This window comes from Streptomyces sp. NPDC087270, from assembly GCF_044744625.1.
Lineage (GTDB): Bacteria > Actinomycetota > Actinomycetes > Streptomycetales > Streptomycetaceae > Actinacidiphila.
Window position 1 is genome coordinate 113,584 of record NZ_JBIUYR010000019.1, and the last position, 19,965, is coordinate 133,548.

At 73.8% G+C, this 19,965-nt stretch carries 12 protein-coding genes and 2 pseudogenes; 6 read left to right on the top strand and 8 right to left on the bottom strand.

Going from position 1 to position 19,965, the window contains the following annotated elements; all coding sequences use genetic code 11:
- Positions 1-95: 95 nt before the first annotated feature.
- From ACIPAE_RS31495 to ACIPAE_RS31505, 3 genes are all read left to right on the top strand, one after another.
- Positions 96-1,601: an FGGY-family carbohydrate kinase gene (locus tag ACIPAE_RS31495; RefSeq protein WP_402449879.1), complete on the top strand. Its 1,506-nt coding sequence runs from the start codon at positions 96-98 to the stop codon at positions 1,599-1,601.
- A complete protein-coding gene (locus ACIPAE_RS31500) occupies positions 1,598-2,230 on the top strand; it encodes a histidine phosphatase family protein (RefSeq protein WP_402449881.1) in 633 nt (210 codons plus the stop codon). The genes ACIPAE_RS31495 and ACIPAE_RS31500 overlap by 4 nt, the downstream gene beginning before the upstream one ends.
- Positions 2,231-2,376: 146 nt before the next feature.
- Entirely contained in the window at positions 2,377-3,666 is a 1,290-nt protein-coding gene (locus tag ACIPAE_RS31505) for a hypothetical protein (protein WP_402449883.1), read from the top strand.
- 33 nt (positions 3,667-3,699) lie between these two features.
- Here ACIPAE_RS31505 and dapD read toward each other — a convergent pair whose 3' ends face one another.
- On the bottom strand, positions 3,700-4,677 hold the full coding sequence (dapD, locus tag ACIPAE_RS31510) for a 2,3,4,5-tetrahydropyridine-2,6-dicarboxylate N-succinyltransferase (protein WP_329370630.1): 978 nt from the start codon (positions 4,675-4,677) through the stop codon (positions 3,700-3,702).
- Between the two features lie 292 nt (positions 4,678-4,969).
- A complete protein-coding gene (locus ACIPAE_RS31515; RefSeq protein ID WP_402449887.1) occupies positions 4,970-8,938 on the bottom strand; it encodes a family 78 glycoside hydrolase catalytic domain in 3,969 nt (1,322 codons plus the stop codon).
- 388 nt (positions 8,939-9,326) lie between these two features.
- Between ACIPAE_RS31515 and ACIPAE_RS31520 the strand changes: the two genes are divergently transcribed.
- Positions 9,327-11,549, top strand: a complete 2,223-nt coding sequence (locus tag ACIPAE_RS31520) for an alpha-L-rhamnosidase (protein WP_402449888.1) — start codon at positions 9,327-9,329, stop codon at positions 11,547-11,549.
- Between the two features lie 180 nt (positions 11,550-11,729).
- Here ACIPAE_RS31520 and ACIPAE_RS31525 read toward each other — a convergent pair whose 3' ends face one another.
- Positions 11,730-13,559: a DUF2264 domain-containing protein gene (locus ACIPAE_RS31525; RefSeq protein WP_402449890.1), complete on the bottom strand. Its 1,830-nt coding sequence runs from the start codon at positions 13,557-13,559 to the stop codon at positions 11,730-11,732.
- Between the two features lie 94 nt (positions 13,560-13,653).
- Here ACIPAE_RS31525 and ACIPAE_RS31530 point away from each other — a divergent pair.
- Positions 13,654-13,848 (top strand): annotated as a pseudogene (locus tag ACIPAE_RS31530) (hypothetical protein); the annotation flags it as partial.
- 508 nt (positions 13,849-14,356) lie between these two features.
- Positions 14,357-14,623, top strand: a pseudogene (locus ACIPAE_RS31535) (glycosyltransferase); the annotation flags it as partial.
- Positions 14,624-14,710: 87 nt separating this feature from the next.
- On the opposite strand, the gene ACIPAE_RS31540 reads toward ACIPAE_RS31535, so the two are convergent.
- From ACIPAE_RS31540 to sufU, 5 genes are all read right to left on the bottom strand, one after another.
- A complete protein-coding gene (locus ACIPAE_RS31540; protein ID WP_402449893.1) occupies positions 14,711-16,108 on the bottom strand; it encodes a ricin-type beta-trefoil lectin domain protein in 1,398 nt (465 codons plus the stop codon).
- Positions 16,109-16,240: 132 nt separating this feature from the next.
- Entirely contained in the window at positions 16,241-17,926 is a 1,686-nt protein-coding gene (locus tag ACIPAE_RS31545; protein WP_402449895.1) for an MGH1-like glycoside hydrolase domain-containing protein, read from the bottom strand.
- Positions 17,927-18,157: 231 nt separating this feature from the next.
- Positions 18,158-18,868: a DUF4232 domain-containing protein gene (locus tag ACIPAE_RS31550; RefSeq protein WP_329370619.1), complete on the bottom strand. Its 711-nt coding sequence runs from the start codon at positions 18,866-18,868 to the stop codon at positions 18,158-18,160.
- 285 nt (positions 18,869-19,153) lie between these two features.
- Positions 19,154-19,501: a metal-sulfur cluster assembly factor gene (locus ACIPAE_RS31555; RefSeq protein ID WP_328462730.1), complete on the bottom strand. Its 348-nt coding sequence runs from the start codon at positions 19,499-19,501 to the stop codon at positions 19,154-19,156.
- On the bottom strand, positions 19,498-19,953 hold the full coding sequence (sufU, locus tag ACIPAE_RS31560) for a Fe-S cluster assembly sulfur transfer protein SufU (protein ID WP_328462732.1): 456 nt from the start codon (positions 19,951-19,953) through the stop codon (positions 19,498-19,500). Before sufU ends, ACIPAE_RS31555 begins: the two co-directional genes overlap by 4 nt.
- Positions 19,954-19,965 lie beyond the last annotated feature (12 nt).

A 19,965-nucleotide genomic window follows, 5' to 3' on the forward strand; every position in this document is an offset into this window, starting at 1 on the left:
CCGGCACCCCGCGGGCAGACACCCGACCGGGGCTGTGGTCACGGTGTGAAAAAGCGCCCCCCGCCACCGCACGACGAACGAGAGGACCGGAGCCCGTGACGGACACACCCGACCAGGACCTGTGGCTGGGGATCGACCTCGGGACGCAGGGCGTACGGGCCCTCGCCGTGACGGGCGACGGCCGGGTGCTCGGCCGGGGCTCCGCCCCGCTCACCGGCACCCGGGACGGCGACCGCCACGAACAGCTCCCCTCCGACTGGTGGGACGGCGTCGGCGCGGCGGTCCGCGCGACGCTGCGCCCGCTGGAGCCCGCGCGGGTACGGGGCCTGGCGGTGTGCGGCACCTCCGGCACCGTGCTGCTCACGGACTCCCGCGGCACCCCGGTGACCGCCGCGCTGATGTACGACGACAGCCGGGCCGCCGCCGAGGCGCGCCACGCCCAGGAGACCGCCGCCGACGTGTGGGACACCCTCGGCTACCGCATCCAGCCGAGCTGGGCGCTGGCGAAGCTGCTCTGGCTCGTCCGCCAGGACGGCGGCGACCCGGCGGCGCTCCGGGGCGCCCGGGTCTGCCACCAGGCGGACTTCGTCACCACCCGGCTGGTCGGGCACCCGGTGCCGACCGACTCCAGCCACGCCCTCAAGACCGGATACGACCTGCACGGCCGCCGCTGGCCCCGCGCGGTCCACGAGCAACTGGGCCTGTCCGGGCTGGACTTCCCGCCGGTGGTGGCGCCCGGCACCGTGCTCGGCACCGTCTGCGCCGAGGCGGCCGACCTGACCGGACTCGCCGAGGGCACCCCGGTCGTGGCCGGCATGACGGACGGCTGCGCGGCCCAACTCGGCTCGGGCGCCTGGGACATCGGGCAGTGGAACACCGTTCTCGGCACCACCCTCGTCATCAAGGGCGTCACGGCGCGCCCGCTCGCCGACCCGGCCGGCGTCCTCTACAACCACCGCTCGGCGGACGGCAACTGGCTCCCGGGCGGCGCCTCCAGCGTCGGCGCCGGCGCGCTGGCCCGGGCGTTCCCCGGGGCCGACCTGGCCCGGCTGGACCGGGCCGCCACCGCGCACGAGCCGGCGAGCGTGCTCTCCTACCCCCTCGTCTCGCACGGCGAGCGCTTCCCGTTCCTGGCGCCCGACGCCGAGCCCTTCACCCTGGGCACCCCCGCCGACGACGGCGACCTGCACGCCTCCCTCCTCCAGGGCGTGGCGTTCGTGGAACGCCTGTGCCTCTCCTACGTACGGCAGTTGGGCGCCCGGATCGAGGGGCCGGTCGCCTTCACCGGGGGCGCCACCGGCAGCGCGTACTGGAACCAGTTGCGCGCCGATGTGCTCGGCCGGCCGGCCACCATCCCCGAACAGGCCGACTCGGCCCTCGGGATGGCCGTGCTCGCCGCGCACGGCGTCCGATCCGCAGGCGGCTCCGAGCCGGCGGCGTGGTCGGACCTGCGGCCGATGGTGCGGCTGCGTACGACACTTGAACCGCGGCCCGAGGTGAGCCGGCGGTTCGACGAGCCCTTCGTGGCGCTCGTGGACGAATGGGAACGCCGCGGCTGGCTCCCCACGGAGACGGCCGCCTACGCACGGGAGCACGGATGACCACCGCCGCCACGACCCTTTTCCTCACCCGGCACGGTGAGACCGTCTGGCACGAGGAGAACCGCTACACCGGGGTCAGCGACATCGCGCTCACCCCGCGCGGGCTCGAACAGGCCGAGGCGCTCGGGGCCTGGGCGGCGGGCGCCGGGCTCGACGCCATCGTCACGTCCCCGCTGTCCCGTGCCCGGCGCACCGCCGAGCCCGCGGCGCGGGCCACCGGGATCGCTCCCGTCGTCGAACCGGACCTGCTGGAGGTCGACTTCGGCGTCGCCGAGGGCCGTACCCTGGGCGAGCTCCGCGCCTCCCACCCCCGCGAGGTCGACGCCTTCCTCGACGATCCCGCCGCCCACCCCTTCCCTTCCGGCGAGGACCCCCGCTCCGCCGCGGCCCGCGGCGCCGCCGCGCTTCTGCGCATCCCCCGTGACCACCCGGGGCAGCGTGTCCTCGTCGTCGCCCACAACACCCTCTTCCGCCTGGTCCTCTGCCGCCTCCTCGGCCTCCCCGAAAGCACCTACCGCCGGGTCTTCCCCGGCCTCCACAACTGCGCCCTCACCGAACTCCGCCTCACCCCTCCCGGCGCGTCCCTGATCACCCTCAACGTCCCCACCTGGCCGCTACCGCCTGCCTGAGCCCGCACGCCCCACCACCACGGACCACGTTCACCATCCAGGGGCGCGACAAGCCACCCACCGGCCGGTGGTCCGGCGAACTCGGCGCAGGGGAAGGGCCCGCGGGCCGGTTGCGTGAGCGGGGAGCGGGGGGCGACGCTGTGGGGGTGAGCGAGTCGGGGGGCTGGAACGAAGAGTTGACGCGTGCGTTCGTGGCGGCGGAGGGCACCCGGCAGACGCTGGCGGTGCTGCTGCCGGTGCGGTTGACGGCGGACCCGCCGTGGCCGAAGGGCCCCCTTCCGATCGCGGACCACGGCGCGGCCGCCGAAGAAGCCGCGCGCCGACGGCTGTTCACGGCCTCGGCCGGCCGCGCGCTGTACGACCGCCGGTGGCACACCCGTACGGACCCGGCCCCCGTCCAGGGCCCGATGCGCCTGGACGGGATGGAGCTGCTCCGCACCCCCAGCTCCCGCTCCCCCGAACAGGCCCTGGCCGTACTGCACTTCACGGTGACCGGCGCGCCCCTGCTGCCGCTGCTGCGCGCCCTCGGCAGGAGGCGCGGGGAGACCGCCCCGGACCCGCTGCAAGGACCGTTCGCCCCGGCGACGCTCCTCGCGGGCGTCGCCGACCCGGAGGTCCCGGCCGGACCGTTCGCACTGGCCCGCCCGTACACCGTCGCGTTCCTGACGCCGCCCGCCGACCTCAGCCGGGTGATGCGGGACCCAGGCACCGCCGAACTGCCCCTCGCGGCGGACCTGTTGCTGCACGCGCTCGCGTCACGCGCCACCCCGACGGATCTGCCGCCGGCACCGGAGTCGCTGCCCGCCATGCGGGCGGAGGTGAACCGGATCTCCGCGGACTGGAGCGCGCTGGTGCTGCGCCAGGGCGCCGCGTTCCTGGGGCACCGCCCGGACACCGGCCCGGGTGACTTCTACGAGTACGCGCTCGGCAACGCCCGCGGCACCTACCTCGACGCGCTGCTGCTGGGCACCGCCCAGCGCAACCACATCGACGAGTTGACCGACGACCTCTCCGCGGTGTTCGGCGATGCGGGCCTGGCCCGCCGCGTCACCGACCTGGAACGCCGTATCGCGGTCTTCCGGAGCACCTACTGGCGCCAGCACCTCAGCGCGCACGGCCCCGCCAACCACCTGCTGCTCGCGTTCCACGCCAGGTACCGGCTGCCGGAGCGCTTCGCGCAGATCCTCGCCGAAGCCGCGGACTACGCGCGGCTCGCGCAGAACCAGGAGAGCCAGCAGATCGCCGGGGCGCTCGGCGTCCTGACGGTGCTGGGCCTCCCGGTGTCCACCGCGCTGGCCATCCTCCAGGTGCTCGGCGACACCAGCGCCACCGATCTGGTGGTGGCGCTGGCCGCCTCGCTCGCCGCGACGGCGGCCGCGCTCACCACCCGCTACGGCCGCCTGGTCCTGTCGTCCCTGCGTGGCAGCCGCTCATGAACGGCTTGTCCGGGAGGGCCGGTTGACGGTCCGTCAGTTGTGGCTGTGCAGGGCCGCGTTGAGGCCGCCCCAGGAGCCGGTGCGCTGGAGGACCTCGACCTTGCCGGTGGTGGAGTTGCGGCGGAAGAGGACGTTGTCGGCGCCGGACAGCTCGACGGCCTTGACGATCTGGCCGTCGGGAAGGGTGACGCGGGTGCCCGCGGTGACGTAGAGGCCCGCCTCGACCACGCAGTCGTCGCCGAGCGCGATGCCGAGCCCGGACTCGGCGCCGAGCAGGCAGCGTTCGCCGACCGAGACGCGCTGGGTGCCGCCGCCGGAGAGGGTGCCCATGATCGACGCGCCGCCGCCGACGTCGGAGCCGTCGCCGATCACCACGCCCTGCGAGATGCGGCCCTCGACCATGGAGGTGCCGAGCGTCCCGGCGTTGAAGTTGCAGAAGCCCTCGTGCATGACGGTGGTGCCGGCCGCGAGGTGCGCGCCGAGCCGGACCCGCCCGGCGTCCGCGATCCGTACGCCGGCGGGCGCCACGTAGTCCGTCATCCGCGGGAACTTGTCCACGCCGAAGACCGTCAGGTGGGTGCCCTCGGCCCGCGCGGCGAGCCGGGCGTCCTCCAGGCCCGCCACCGGCACCGGGCCGAGCGAGGTCCACGCTACGTTCGCGAGCAGGCCGAAGATGCCGTCCAGGTTCTGCTCGTTCGGCCGGACCAGGCGGTGGCTGAGCAGGTGCAGCCGGAGGTACGCGTCGTGCGCGTCGAGCGGCTTGTCGTCCAGCGAGCCGATCACCGTACGGACCGCGACGACCCGCACCCCCCGGCGCGGGTCGGGGCCGAGGGCTTTCGGCGCGGCCGCGCCCAGCAGTTCCGCCGCGCGCTCGGCGGTCAGGTGCTCGGTCCCTGCCGGGCCGGGCTGCTCGGCCAGCTCCGGGGCGGGGTACCAGGTGTCGAGGACGGTGCCGTCGTCAGCGACGGTGGCAAGGCCGACGGCTACGGCGCCGGGACGGGTATCAGTCATGGTCAGCACGCTAGTCGCTCGCCGCGAGCTGAGCGAACCCGCCCGGGCAGTGCCGGACCGCCCGGGTACGTGGCGCCGTCGGCCCCGGGACCGGTGGGGGCTGCCGGCGCGGTTCCCCGCGCCCCTGGGCTGGTGCGGCTCGTTCATGGCTCGCCCATGCCCCTGGCGGGGGCGTGAGGTTTTCCGCGAACGGCAAGCACAGCAGGGGCGCGGGGAACCGCGCGACAGGCCACCCACCGAGCGCGAGGTCCTTCGAACCAGGGGACGGGGCGGCCGGGCGGGTCCGGCACCGTCAGGGAGCCAGTTCCACCACGCGGGAGAAGCTGTTCTGCGCGGAGGTGATGACGATGCGGAGCTGCGTGGTGGTGACGGGGGTGTCGAAGGGTATCCAGCGGCTGACCGCGGAGTTCCCCGAGACGGTGGCCCGGGTGGCCCATTGGGAGCCGTCCCAGGTCTGGACGGTGAAGTCGGTGGGGACGCCGTCGGGATGGGAGACGAAGGAGACGCCGTCGAGGGTCACGGCGGAGGGCGTGGTGACGGTGAGGGTGTCGGGATAGACGTCCTGCGTGTCGTCGTTCCAGAAGGTGGCGGGGTCACCGTCGATGGCGTTCCCGGGCACGTAGGTGCGGGTGGCGCCGTCGACGACGTTGGGCGCGTGGAAGCTGGAGGCGGCCGCGGTGGTGCCGGCCGGCCAGCTGCCGAAGACGGAGACCTGCACGGTGCTGGTGGCGAGCGTGCCGTCGGGCGCGCGTACCTGGATCGGCACCGCGTGCACCCCGCTGGCCGCGTCGGCGGGCACGGTGAGCTTGACGGTGGCGAGCGTGACCGTGGCGGCGGGGGTGATCGGGATGGCGGCCGGGGTCGCGGTCGCGGTCCACCCGGCGGGCACCTGGGCGCCGACCACGGCGGAGCCGGACTTCGTGCCGGCCGCGGAGACGACCACGCTGATGTCGCCGCTCGCGCCGGCCTTGACGGGCGCGGCGGCGGTCGCGGTGACGGACAGGTGGGTGACCGAGGTGCTCGGCGGGGTGACGGTGAAGGTGTAGTCGCCGGAGCCGGCGGTCAGCGTCAGGGTCTGTCCGGTGGCCTTGCCGACGGTCAGCCCGGGGTCGGACTGTCCGGCGCGGCCCGCGGTGAAGAGGGTGCGGCCGCTCTCACGGACCGTGGAGGCGGTACCTCCCAGCAGCGGCAGCCGGATGGTGGCGGTGGCGCCGACCGGGACGACCGCGTGGTAGGTGAGCTTGCTGCCGTCGCGCTGCCAGGAGCTCTCGACGGTGCCGCGGACGGTGTGCTGGGTGGCCGAGACGTGGGTGAGGTCCCCGACGACGCTGGGTGCGAGCGTGATCCGGCCGTATCCGGCGCCGGCGGCCGAGTCGCCGGGCTGGATGCCGGCGAGCTGCTGGTAGAACCACTGGCCGATGGAGCCGCCGAGACCGATGTGGTCCTTGGACGACGTGCCGTCGGGGGCCGAGGAGTTCGGCCACTTCTCCCAGATGGTGCCGGGGCCCTGGTCGACCATGTAGCCGAAGCTCGGGTAGTCCTCGCGTTCGGCGAGGGCGAGGGCGACGTCGTTGCGGCCGTAGGCACCGAGCGCCTGGTAGACGTAGGTGGTGCCGACGAATCCGGTGGTGACGTGGTCGCCGTGGGCGGCGATGTCCTGCACCAGCCGGTCGAGGCTGGTCTGCTCGTGGCCGGCCGGGACCAGGCCGAGCGCGAGCGGCATCGCGTAGGACAGCTGCGAGCCGTTGCCGAAGACGCCGGTGGCGGCGTCGAAGTAGCGCTTGAGGAAGCCCGCCTTCACCTGGTCGGCGACGGCGCTGTAGTGGGTCGCGTCGGCGGCCTTGCCGAGCACGGTCGCCATCTTCGCGAGCAGGGTCGCGTCGAGGTAGGAGAAGGCGGTCTGGAAGTAGTCGTGCGGGGTGCTGACGGTGGCCAGCCAGTCGTCTCCCCACGAGGTCGGGGAGTCCACCACCACGTGGTCGGCGTCGCTGATCGTGCCGAGGTAGTCGACCCACGCCTTGACCTGCGGGTAGTTGGCGGTGATGGGCTGCTTGTCGCCGTACTGCGTGTAGGTGTCCCAGATGATCTGCGGGTAGGCGGTGCCCCAGGCCGGGTCGGTGGCCCAGGAGCCCTGACCGCCGTTGGCGGGTGCCACGGACGGGATGCTGCCGTCGGCGTTGGCGCTGGTGGCGATGTCACCGAGCCACTTGGCGTAGAACGCCTGCATGTCGTAGTTGCTCATCGCCTCCTGGTCGGTGTCGCCCGCGTCGCCGAGCCAGCCGTGCCGCTCGCGGGTCGGGCAGTCCATCGGGATGGACTCCAGGTCGTTGAGCTGGGTCTGGGCGACCGCGTCCTGGATCTTGTCGAGCAGCGGGTTCGACGTGCTGAACTGCCCGGTGGTGGGGACGTCGGAGTGGACGACCTGCGCGGTCACGGTGACCTGGGCGTCGTCGGGCAGGCCGGTCAGCTCCGCGTAGCGGAAGCCGGCGTAGGTGAAGTGCGGGGCGTACGTCTCGGTGCCGGTGCCGGCGAAGGTGTAGCGGTTGGTCTGCCGGGGCGGGTCGGAGGCGGAGAAGCTGATGTTGGAGGTCGTCACCTGGCCGCTCGCGTCCAGGATCTCGCCCTGGGTGAGGGTCGCGGTGGTGCCCGCGGGCTGGGCGGCCTTGATGGTGACCCAACCGGTGCGGTTCTGGCCGAAGTCGTAGACGCGCTCGCCCGCCGCGGGGCGGGTCTCCTTGACCGGGGTGACGGTCTGTACGACGCGGGTCGGGGGTGTCACGTCGGCCCGGAGCGCGGTCATGGCGTCGTAGCCGGTCGCGGGGTGGGCGCCGTAGACGCCGAGTTCGGCCAGCCGGAAGGTGCAACCGGCCGCGTTGCAGGGCAACTTGGTGGCGGTGACCCGGACGTAGCGGGCGGTGGTGCCGGTACTGAGGGTGACCGGCGAGGTGCCGGGGTTGGCCTGGTCGGCGCCGGTGCGGTCGGTGACGGTGGTCGCCGTGGCGAAGGTCGGGTCGTCGCTGACCTCGACCTTGTAGCGGACCGGGAAGCCCGCGCCGACCAGGTCGCCGGCCGTGTCGTTGGTGGGGCGGGCCGGGAAGAGGGTGAGGGTGCGCAGCCGCTGCTCGGAACCGAGGTCGGTCTGCACCCACTTGGTGGTGTCGGCGGTTGTCTCGATCTTCGAGTGGTAGCCCTCGGAGGCGTCGACGGAGTTGTCGATCCCGTCGGTGAGGGCGGCCGGTGACCAGCCGGCGGTGGTCGTGGTGTCCAGCGCGGTGACCGGCTTGCCCTGGGCCAGGCTCACCGGGTGCGCGACCGGGAAGAGCGCGTGCGCGGCCGTCCAGCCGCTGTCGTCGTGGCCGGGCGCGTCCCAACCGGGCGCGGCCTTGCGGGCGTCGTAGGTCTCGCCGTACCAGAAGTCGTCACCGGTCACCGGGCCCGCGGTGCTCTGCCATGACGGGCTGGTGCCGAAGGTGGCGGTGGAGCCGTCGGTGTAGGTGAGGTCGAGTTGGGCGACGAAGACCGGCCGGCCGCTGAACTGGCCCTTGCCCGCCATGAATCCGAGGGTGTTGGCGCCCTGGCGCAGTTGCCTGGTGACGTCGAGGTCGCGGTAGAGCACGCGCGAGCTGTAGTCGGTGACCGAGGAGTCGAGGACCTCGGAGGGTTGCACGCGGGCGCCGTTGAGGTGCGGTTCCACGATGCCCTGCGCGCCGAAGTACAGCCGGGCCCGGGCGACCGGCTTGGCCACCGTGAAGTCGCCGCGGGTCAGCGCGCCGTCGTCGGTGCGCAGCCACCAGGCCGACCAGTCGGTGGCGTTCAGCAGCCCGGTGTCGAAGGAGGCGGGGGCCGACCAGGGGGACGCGGCGCCCTCCTTGTTCCAGGTCCTGACCGTCCAGGTGTACGTCCGGTCGGCGGCGAGCGCGGGACCGGCGTAGGAGACGGCGGTGGAGTCGGCGGACCTGACCCGGCCGGAGTCCCAACTCGCTCCCGCCGCGGGCTTTCCGCCGTTCCGGGCGGGCGCGACCCGGAGTTCGTAGCCGGTCTGGGCCTCGGCCCGGCCGGTGTCACGCACCGTCCAGGCGAACGACGGGTGGGCGGCGTCGGTCAGCGCGTCCGACGCCTGGCCGTCGGCGCGCAGCCCGACCGGAGCGAGCGGCCCGCCGGAGCCGTGCCCGGACGAGGGTCCGTCCGACTGCCCGCCCGGCGCTCGCGCCGACGCGGCGGTGGGTACGGCCAGCGCGGTCGCGACGAGTGCGGCGAGCACCGCCGCCCGTCTCCTGTGGCCTCTTCGACGTCCGAACACGGTCATGCGGTGTCTCCCCACTGGGACCACTCTGGGAACCATAACGTTTCATGCGCGAGGCCACGTCCTACCGGTAATCCCGCCCCAGGGACAAGGGTGCGGACACGGATCGGTACGGGGCGAGGAAACCCGGCGATCGGATTTAGGTGGCATTACGGCAGTAAGTTCCCTGCCGATCTCGCGAGTTGTCCGAAAACTGGTCGCCGCACGACTGTTGCCGTGCCGGTGCACCGTGGATAGCGTGTCCACCGATCAGAGCTGAATCATTTCAATCCGGTGCGTCGATCGCGGACCGCGACCGCATCCGGGACCCCCTCGGGCCACCTCAGCGCCCCGACAGGAGCGAACCATGTCGAACAGCACGGAACCGGGCGCCGGGCCGAAGCGGAGGATGCTCCTCCGCGCGGGCGCCGCCTCGGTGGTCGCCGCCGCGGCGATGCGCGGCGTGCCGGCCGAGGCGGCGGCGCCCGAAGCCGCGGCCGGCACAACCCCCTCGGGCGGCAACGGCGTTGTGCCGGCCAGCGCGTCGTCGGCCACCGCGTCCGCGGCCGGCGGCAAGGCGTCCGGCGTGCACGCCGCTCCGAGCGGCCGGTGGGACGCCTTCAAGCTCTCCCCCGCGACCCGCACCGTCTCCCCGGTCGCGGTGCACGCCACCACCGGAACCGTCGGCAACGCCAAGGACCTGGTGCGCAAGGCCGGTTCGGCCGCCACAAGGCTCAGCGGCGCGGGCTCCTCGGTCACCCTCGACTTCGGCAAGGAGGTCGGCGGCTACGTCACCCTCACCCTCGGCGCCGGCTCCGACGCCGACCAGAAGGTGGGCCTGACCTACAGCGAGCTGTCCACCTACGTCAGCACCACGTCGAGCGACGGCTCCAACGGCGGCTCCAACAACGAGCCCCCGGTGGGCTACACCGCGCAGCCCGCCGGCCGGATCAGCACCCAGACCTCCGTGCCCGTCTCCGGCACCGACGCCGCCGACAACCCGGCCGGCCAGCTGCGCGGCGGCTTCCGCTACCTGACGGTCGTCAACCAGACCGCCGGCGCCGTGGAGCTGACCGGGGTCAGCGTGGAGATCGCCTTCGCCCCCAACGCGGCCGACCTGCGCGCCTACCCCAACTACTTCTCCTGCGACGACGACCTGCTCACCCGCATCTGGTACGCGGGCGCCTACACCGTGCAGACCAACATCGTGGCGAACAACCAGGGCCGGGTGTGGGGCCCGCCCGCGGTCGGCTGGAACAACGGCGCCCGGATCGGGGAGTCCGGCGACACCGTGCTCGTCGACGGCGCCAAGCGCGACCGCACCGTGTGGCCCGGCGACCTCGGCATCTCCGTGCTGACCGACTACGTCTCGCTCGGCGACATGCGGACCGTGCGCGACTCCCTCCAGACGCTCTACAACCACCAGGCCGCGAACGGCGCCCTCCCCTACGCGGGCCCGGCCGTCGACTTCATCGGCAACTCCGACGCGTACCACCTGTGGACGCTCATCGGCACCGCCTCCTACCTGCAGTTCACCGGTGACACCGGTTGGGCGACCGGGATCTACCCCAAGTACAAGGCCGCGCTGGACTACATCACCGCCAAGATCGACAGCGACGGGCTGCTCGACGTCACGGCGACCGCCGACTGGGCGCGGACCGACTCCGACGGCAAGAACATCGAGGCCAACGCCATCATGTACCGCGCGCTGGTCACCGCGGGACCGTTCGCCCGGGCGGCCGGCGACACCGCGACCGCGGCCGGCAGCGCCGCGACCGCCGCGAAGCTCAAGTCCGCGGTGGAGGCGGCCGGTTACTGGGACGGTGGCGCGGGTCTCTACCGCGACAAGCCCGGCTCCACGCTCTACCCGCAGGACGGCAACGCGCTGGCCGTGTGGTTCGAGCTGGTGCCGGACGCGGACCGGGCGAGCGCGGTCAGCAAGGCGCTCGGCGCGCGCTGGACGCCGGTCGGCGCGCTCACCCCGGAGAAGAGCGCCGAGGCGGTGCACCCCTTCCCCGGCGGCATGGAGGTGCACGCGCACTTCGCGGCCGGCCGCGACAGCACCGCGCTCGACCTGATCCGCCGCGAATGGGGCTACATGCTCAACGCGCCCCAGGGCACGGCCAGTACGTTCTGGGAGGGCTACCGCACCGACGGCAGCTCGGACTACTCCGGCTCCTACATGAGCGCCGCCCACGGCTGGTCCACCGGGCCGACCTCGGCGCTGACCTTCCGGCTGCTGGGCATCGCGCCCGCCGACGACGGCGCCGCCGCCGGCTACCGCGTCGCCCCGCACCCGGGCGGAGTCGGCCGCGCGGAGGGGCAGTTGACCACACCGGCCGGCGTGATCGGGGTGTCCTGGCGGGACCGCGGCCGCGGCGAGTTCGACCTGACCGTCACCGCCGCGAGCGGCGCCGTCGGCGAGATCGCGGTGCCGGTGCCGGCCGACGGGTCCTACGTCGTGAAGGTGGACGGCAAGACCGCGTGGGACCGCGCACCGCGCCTCTACTCCGCCCGCAGGGAGGGGAGTTACGTCCTGCTGACCGGCGTGCCGGCGGGCACCAGGACGATCACGGTCCGGCGCGGCTGAGCGGGGCCGAAACCGCCGAACGCCGAACCGCCCAACCACCCGAACGCCAAACCGCCCGAACGCGAACCGCCGACCGGCCGAACCGCCGACCGGACAGCGCGGGGCCCGTCGAGCCGGAATGCTCGACGGGCCCCGACACACGCCGCGGGCAAGGGGGTTCGTACGCCTCGCCGCTCGGCGTCAGACGACGGCCGGCGGCACCGGCCCCTCCCATGCCGCCGCGCCCTGGGCCCCGGCGCCCAGCACCGCGCAGCGCAACCAGTGCTCGCCCGGCTCCAACCGGCCGGTGAGCGTGGGCAACGCGGTGCGGCGGGCCAGCAGGTTGGTGCCGGGCAGCGTGTGGATGACCTGCCCGGTGCGGGCCTCCCCGTCGCCGAGGTCGCGCAGCCCGCTGAGGTCGCCCGCGGTGGACACCGCCACCGCGCTGCCCGCCGCGCCCTCGGACCGCACCAGCCCGGCGTCGCGGTCGACGGCGAACCCGCCTTCCGCGGTGTGCAGCGGCCGGGCGGTGCGGATGCGGTGAGTGCGCAGATGCCAGGGCGCGGCGGCGCTCAGCCAGGTGGTGATCTCGACGTCGGGCCAGGGGTTCCAGGTGCTGGACACGGTGCCGTCGGCCGCGGTCCGCGGCTCCGCGTTCCCCTCGCGGACCCGGAAGTGCGTCGGCTCGGCGTCCGGGTCGTCGTCGCTGACCGCGAGCACCGAGTCGTACGCCCCGTGGATCAGGCCGAGTTCGCCGGACGGGACGCTGAAGCCGAAGCGGGTGGAGTAGGCGAACTTGGCGTACTTCGCCGAGCCGGCGCGCGCCCAGGTGCCCTGCTGGAGCCCGCTGAGCAGGGTCACGTCGCCGCCCGAGCGCAGCAGGACCGCGCCGGCGTGCGGCTGCGTGGACGCCTCCGGCGCGGCGGCCTGCCCGCTCGGCTCGGCCGGCCCGGTGGACACCGCGGCCGCGTGCGGCTCCTCCCCCGCCGTCCAGAAGTCGTGCTCGGCCGGCAGCGCGAGCGGCAGGAACGCCTTCATCGCCCAGTACGGCGACCCGGGCGCGTTGTACTGCTCGGCCATCAGCGGCTGCGGGTAGGCGTAGCCGACCGAGAGCACCCCGCCGGGCGCGATGTCCGCCTGCCGGGCCCGCCACCAGCGCAGGTGCCGCAGCAGCAGGCCCTTCACCTCGCCGTACGGCAGCGCGTCCACCCCCGCGTACGGCAGCGCGCCCCAGAAGGAGCCCTGCGCGAAGCGGTAGGTGAGGCTGCGGCCGAAGGGCACCGCGGCGCCGTCGTCGGCGAACCAGTGCCGGAAGTCCGCGGCGAAGGAGGCCGCGCGCTGCCGGAAGCGCTCCGCCCTGGCCGGGTCCTGCTGACCGCCGAGCGCCGCGTAGATCAGGCCGTAGAAGTGCATCGCCCACGGGATGTAGTAGTCGCGCTGCGGGGTGGGGCCGTCGCTGTACCAACCCTCGCCGAGGGCGTACGTCTCCAGGGCGTCCAGTCGGGCGTGCCGGGCGTCGCGGTCGTGGGCGTAACCGACCCGGTCCAGGCCGAGGCTCACCATGACCGGGAAGAAGTTCCAGTTGTTCGGCGGGGTGGCGCGGTCCAGCGACCCGGCCAGCCAGCGGCCGACCCGGTCGCGCGCCTTGCCGTCGAGCGGGTCCCACAGGCGCTCGGGGGCGAGCGCGAGCGCGAAGCCGAGCGCGGCGGTCTCCACCTGGCGCTGGTCGAAGCCGCCGATGTCGCCCCAGTACTCGGGGTGTTCGGGGTCGGTGCCGGCGGCCAGCCCGCGGGCCCACAGCTCCCAGTGCGCGAAGTCGCCGCCGCCCGCGGCCAGCGGCGCCAGCCCCCACAGCGGCCGGGCGAACCCCTCCAGGCCGGCGGCCTCGTCGCCGTAGGCCGCGACGTTCACCCCGGGCACGATCCGCGCGCCTCCCGGGCTCGCGTGCGGCACCAGCGCCGCGGCCAGTGCCCCGACGTACGCCTGAAGGTCCGCGCGTGCCTGCGCGCCGTGGCCGATCCCGCTGGTCATGGATACCGCCTCCACAGTGAAGTTGCGATAATTTTCGCAACTCTTTCGAGGGCCGTCAACGGCATTCGTCCCGCGGGCGGCTCCTCCCCGGCGGGTGACCACGGGCGACGTGGTGGTCCTGCACGACCCGCAGACGCTCGGGCTGGCCCCGGCGGTCAAAGCCGCGGGCGCGCGGGTGGTCTGGCACTGCCACATCGGGGCCGAGGTCGCGCGCGAGCGCGGCCCCGGCGCGGTGTGGCGGGCGTTCGCGGCCGAACTCGCCGCGGTGGACGCCGTCGTGACCACGATGCCCGGGTTCGCCCCGCCGCGCACGCGCGCGCTGTTCGTGGTCCCGCCCGCGGTCGACCCGGCGGCGACGAAGAACCGCGAACTCACCGGGGACGAGGTCGCCGCGGTGCTCGCCGGGATCGGCCTCACCACCGGCCGGGCCGGGGCCGGCGTGACGGTCCGGCAGGACCGGCCGCTGCCGGCCGGCGCGCGGGTCGTGCTGCAGGTGTCGCGCTGGGACCCGCTCAAGGACATGCCCGGGGTGGTGCGCTGCGTCGTGGGCCTCCCGAAGGACGTGCACGTCGTGCTCGCGGGCACCGAGCCGGCGGAGATCCCCGACGACCCCGAGGGCCTCGCCGTCCTCGCCGAGGTGACCTCCGTGCTGAACGGGCTGCCGGACGAGGACCGCGCACGAGTGCACCTGGTGAACATCTCGCTCAGGGACCCGGAGCGCAACGCGCTCGTGGTGAACGCCTTGCAGCGCAGGGCCGACGTGGTCCTGCAGAAGAGCCTGGAGGAGGGCTTCCGGGCTCACCGTGACCGAGGCGATGGTCAAGGGCCGCCCGGTGGTCGCGTCCGACGTGGGCGGGCTGCGGTTGCAGGTCACGCACGGGCACAACGGCCTGCTCGTCGATCCGGCCGACCTCGCGGGCGTGCGTACCGCGCTCATCCGGCTGCTCGACGACCCGGCGCTGTGCCGGGAGCTCGGCAGGCGCGCCAGGACCGGCGCGCTGGAGCGCTACACGATGCGACGGTTCGCCGCGGACTACCTGAAGGTGCTCCACCGGCCGCCGTGACGGGCCGGCCCGCCGGACCGCGCCGGGCGCACGTCGTACGTCGTACGGACGGGCGGCGGGCAGCGGCGGCGGGCCGGGCCGGGGCCGTCAGCTCGGCAGGGTCCAGCTCTGCGCGGCGGTTCCGTTGCAGTCCCAGATCCGCAACTGCGTCCCGTCGGCCGTCGAACTGTTCGGGTCGTCCAGGCAGCGCCCGGACTCCGGGTTGACCAGCGAGCCGTTCGCCCCGGCCAGCCAGCGCTGCGCACCGCTGCCGTTGCACTGCCACCACTGCACCAGCGTGCCGTCGGCGGTACCGCTCCCGCTCACGTCCAGGCAGCCGCCCAGCGCGCGCAACGTGCCGCCCTCGCCCGGCACGACCGTCCAGTTCTGCGCGCCGGTGCCGTTGCAGCCCCACAGCTGCACGTGCGTGCCGTCGGTGGTCCCGGAGTTGGCGACGTCCACGCACTTGCCCGGGATGCCGGAGGTGACGGGGCCGGTACGGGTCTGCCCGCCGGACGCCAGCACGGACTCCACCAGCGCGGCCGCGCCGCTCATCCCGGCCTCGTTCGGGTGGTACTGCGAGCGGCCCGCCGCGGGCGTGTACGTCTCCACCCACGGGACGGCCGCACACGCGTCGTGGCCGTGACTCGCGGCGGCCAGGTCCACCAGCGTCGCGCCCGTCGCGGTCGCCGCGGTGCTCGTCGCGTCGACCAGCCGGGAGGCGATGCTGCGCTCGTACGCGGCCTGGTCGGCGGTGAGCGGCACCCCGGTGCAGACACCGGAGTCCGGCAGGATGGTGAAGTAGTCGACCAGCAGCACCTTCGCCTGGGGGGCGGTGGCGTGCACCGCGTCGACCACGTTCTCGATCCGCCCGGCCAGCACCCCGAAGGTCTGGTCGATCGAACCCTGGTCCACGCTCCCGCAGTTCGACCCGCCGCTGGTCTGGCAGGAGTACGCGTCGATGCTGCCCAGGTAGTCCACGTCATTGCCGCCGATGGTGACGGTGACGAGCTGGGTGGCGCTGGTGACCGCGTCGATCTGCGGCGGCTGCCCGGCCTGGCCGGTGGTCAGCACGTTCGCGGTCGTCGCGCCGCTGCACGAGGCGTCGGTGAGGTTCGCGCCGATGTCCCGGGCCAGCACGCTCGCGTAGTTGTTCTGCGACCGGGCGCAGGCGGCCGCTCCCGTGCCGGTCTGGGCCGGCGGGATGCCCGGCCCGGCGGCGAAGGAGCTGCCCATGGCCACGTAGTTCAGCCCGGCGTCGTCCGCCGCGGCGGCGGCCGTCGTGCCCGCCGCCTTTGTGGCCGCCGCCGTCGTGCCCGCCGCCGTTGTGCCCGAGGGCGTCGCCGGCGCTGCGGCGACCGCCGCGGGGGCCAGGAACACCGCCACCGCCGCGACCGCCGCCGCGATCCCGACGGGCAGCAGCGCCCGCCGCCGCCCGACCGCCGGCCTCCCGCTCCCGATCCCGCTCCCGCTTTCGCTTTCGCTTTCGCTGATCCTGCGCGACATTCCCACGCCACCTCCCACCGTAGGGAGCCGCACCGCGGCTCCAAGGACCCTGCGCGCTGTGCTCTGTTGGGCTGACTCGCCGCGCACCGGGGCCTGACGCACCCGGTGCGCGGGAGAACGGGTGGGCGGCCGTCAACCGCCGAGGGTGATCTCCACCGTGTGGTGGCCGGTGGCGCCGGCCGGCACGAGCGGCGCCGCGCGGCGGCCGTCCACGGTGCACGCGCGCACGCGGGTACCGGCCCCCTTGAGCGTGATGTCGACGGTCGCACCGCGGTACGGCAGCCCGCCGAGCGTCACCGGCCCCCAGCCGTCCGGCAGGGTCGGGGACAGCCGCAGGCCCTGCTCGGTGCAGTCCACCCCGAACAGCCCGGCGAGGATCATCCGCAGGTATCCCGTCGCCGACCACGCCTGGTCGGGTTGCGAGGTGAAGTGGGAGGCGGTGCCGTCGCCACCGGTCTGCCAGCCGCCGTCCACCGCGCCCGACAGCGAGTCGTACAGCTCGTAGAAGCTGTTGTCGCTGCCCCGCACCAGCGCGGCCAGCTCCCCCACCGCCCGGGCGAACAGGTCCGCCCGCCCCACGGCGGCCGCGGCGTGGCCGAACATCGAGTGGACCATGGGCCACACGAGGACGTTGTGCCGTCCGGGCTTGTCGTCGCTGAACCGCTCGAAGTGCGGCCACACGTTCACGATGCCGTGCGGCTGCCAGTGCGCGGCCCCCACCACCCGGCGCGCACGGTCGGCGTCGGCCACCCCGAGCAGCACCGCGAACGCCAGGCCCGCGCCCTCCTGGGAGGTGTCCAGCCGGCCCGCCGAAGCGTCCTGGCCGTGCACGAAGTAGCCGTACGTCCCGGCGTCCTCGCGCCACAGGTGCGTGTCGATCGCCTCCCGCACGGCCCGGGCGGCGGCGCGGTGGGCGGCGGCGTCCGCCGGCTGGCCCAGCGTCTGCGCCATCTCCCCGGCCGCCCGGTAGGCCCCGTAGTAGAGGCAGTTGGTGGACAGGCACATCAACTCGTCGGTGTGCGGGTAGTCCAGCACGAACGACGAGTCGACCCCGGTGGTCCACGGCGGCGCCGGATAGCCGGCGATGCCGTCGTTCATGAACGACGGGCCCTGGTAGAGGCCGAAGTCGGCGTTGAGGTTCTTCGCCTTGCGGGCGGCCAGGGTGTGTGCGGCCGTGGCGTACGCGTCGGCCAGGAACTCCCGGTCGCCGGTGATCAGGTAGTGGTTCCAGGCGCCGAGCACCCAGACCACCTGGTCCCACCACTGGTTGTCCTGCTGCACGATGAGGCCGGCGTCCGCCCGCTCCACCACGGACCACAGGGTGTTGCGGCCGATCACCGGACCGAGCAGGCTCGCCGCGTTCCACGCGTTGACCGCCGCGTCGCGCGTCCACCGCTGCGGCAGCGGATACCCGCCGCCGGCCCGGATGAACGAACCGCTGGGATACGTCACCAGCCCGGCCGCGTCATACGTCCCGGGGTCCGCGTAGGCGGTGTTGATGCCGAACAGGTCGGTCAGCGCCGACTCGTAGGCGGTGCCGACCAGTTGCTGGGTCGAGGAGTCGCCGAAGGTCAGGGTCGGCAGGGTGTAGCCGATCCGCGCGCCGCCCGTCCCCGAAGCCGGGGACCCCCAACCGCCGCCCTGCGCAGGGGAGTCGGCGTGTGCCTCGACCGTCCCCAGACCGCCCAGGCCGGCGGCGGCGAGCGTGCCCGCCACGATGCCGGTGCCGGCGGTCCCCAGGACGCCGCGTCTGGTGAGGCGCCGCGCCTGCCGCCCCGCTTCCCGTCCCGGCTCTTCCGCGGCCGCACCCGAGTCCATGGCGTCCACTCCCTTCACGCCCGCGCGCCACCACCGCGCGGCACGCTGCACGGAACGCTGCCGCCCACCGCCGTCCGGCATCCCGGGCACGCCGGATCGACGCACCGACGGTGCCGTGACGCATGATGGCAACGTTGTCAAAGTGTCAACGTGGAAGCTAGCAGCCCGCGTTGACACCGCCAAGGGGTCCGACCACACCTCCTCGCCCGGCGGATGGAGCCGCCACGGCGGCTACTTGTTGCCGTGCACCGCGCCGACCCGCAGGTTCTGGATCGAGGAGCCGACGCACTCCTGCCGGTTCCAGGGGATGTTGAGGGACTCCTTCTGGTTCGGCGGGTAGACCCGCAGGGTCGGCACCGTGGTCAGGTCGCACTGCGCGGCGGAGTAGCCGCTCTGGCCGTTGACACTCAGCGCGTCGGCGTACGCGTGGGCGCCGGGGATCAGCGTGACCCTGGTGGCGGGGGTGTCGCTCGTGCGCGCGGCCGCCTTGCCGAGCTGGATGTTGTGGATCTTCACGAAGGAGACACCGGGGTAGCCGGAGAGGGTGCACGGCGAGGAGCCGGTGTTCTGGAAGACGATCTGGAAGCCGGCGGTCCCGGCGCCGGCCGAGAAGTCGCCGGCGGTGGCCGACAGCTGGTTGGTGGTGCAGTCGGGCACGGAGGTGCCGGCCGACGCGGTGCTGCCGGACCCGCCCGACCCGCCGGACCCCGATGACGTGCCGCCGACGGTGGCCGGGTTCGCCGTCTCGCCGCCCGCCGAGTCGTCGCCGGGCGCGGACGACGTCCCGGACGACGTCCCGGACGGCGCCGAGGTGGCGGAGGACGACGAGGCCGAGGAGGAGTCGGACGCGTTGCTGTCGTCCGGTCCGCACGCCGCGAGCGCGAGGCCGGCGGTGGCGAGCATGACGACGAGTGTTCCGGTCCGGACGGTCCTGGTACGCATAGTCCTTGCCTTTCCTGTGCGATCACTGAGGCGGGTGATGCGCCTTCGATGATCGTGTACCCACAGAACCGGCGATGTCAGCGGTCGTCGGCGAGCCGTTACTCCCCGGGGACACAACGGGTCATCCGCCGCGACATTCACCCGACAATCATCACGGAAGTGGCTGGTCCGGCGTCCGCTCCATGGCTGCTCCGGTGCCCCGCCGCAACGCCGACGGGCGGCCACCGCGTGCTCACGCGGTGGCCGCCCGTCGGCGGCGGAGATCCGGAACGGCGGTCCCTCGGCTCAGACGTTGAAGCCCAGGGCGCGCAACTGCTCGCGGCCGTCGTCGGTGATCTTGTCCGGGCCCCACGGCGGCATCCAGACCCAGTTGATCTTCAGCTCGCGCACGATGCCCTCGGTGGCGGTCTGCGCCTGCTCCTCGATGACGTCGGTCAGCGGACAGGCCGCCGAGGTGAGGGTCATGTCGAGGGTGGCGGTGTTGGTGTCGTCGATGTGGATGCCGTAGATCAGGCCGAGGTTGACCACGTCGATGCCCAGTTCGGGGTCGACGACGTCGTAGAGCGCCTCGCGCACCTCCTCCTCGGAGGCCGGGGTGGTGCTCAGGCCGTTGGGCACGGTGTTGTTCGTCATACGGGCTTCCCTTCGGCCAGCGCCTGGGCGGTGGCGTCCTTCCAGGCCATCCAGCTCAGCAGGGCGCACTTCACGCGCGCCGGGTACTTGGAGACGCCGGCGAACGCGACCGCGTCCTCCAGCACCTCCTCCATCGCGTCGTCGGGCTCGATCCGGCCGCGGGACTGCATCAGCTCCAGGAAGGTCTCCTGGATCTTCTGCGCCTCGGCCAGCTCCTTGCCGACCAGCAGCTCGTTGAGCACCGAGGCGCTGGCCTGGCTGATCGAGCAGCCCTGGCCCTCGTAGGAGACATCGCCGATGACACTGCCGTCCAGCCGCACCCGCAGCGTGATCTCGTCGCCGCAGGTGGGGTTGACGTGGTGCACCTCGGCCTGGCCGTCGCGCAGACCGCGGCCGTGCGGGTGCTTGTAGTGGTCCAGGATCACGTCCTGGTACATCGAGTCGAGTTTCACAGCAGCACCACC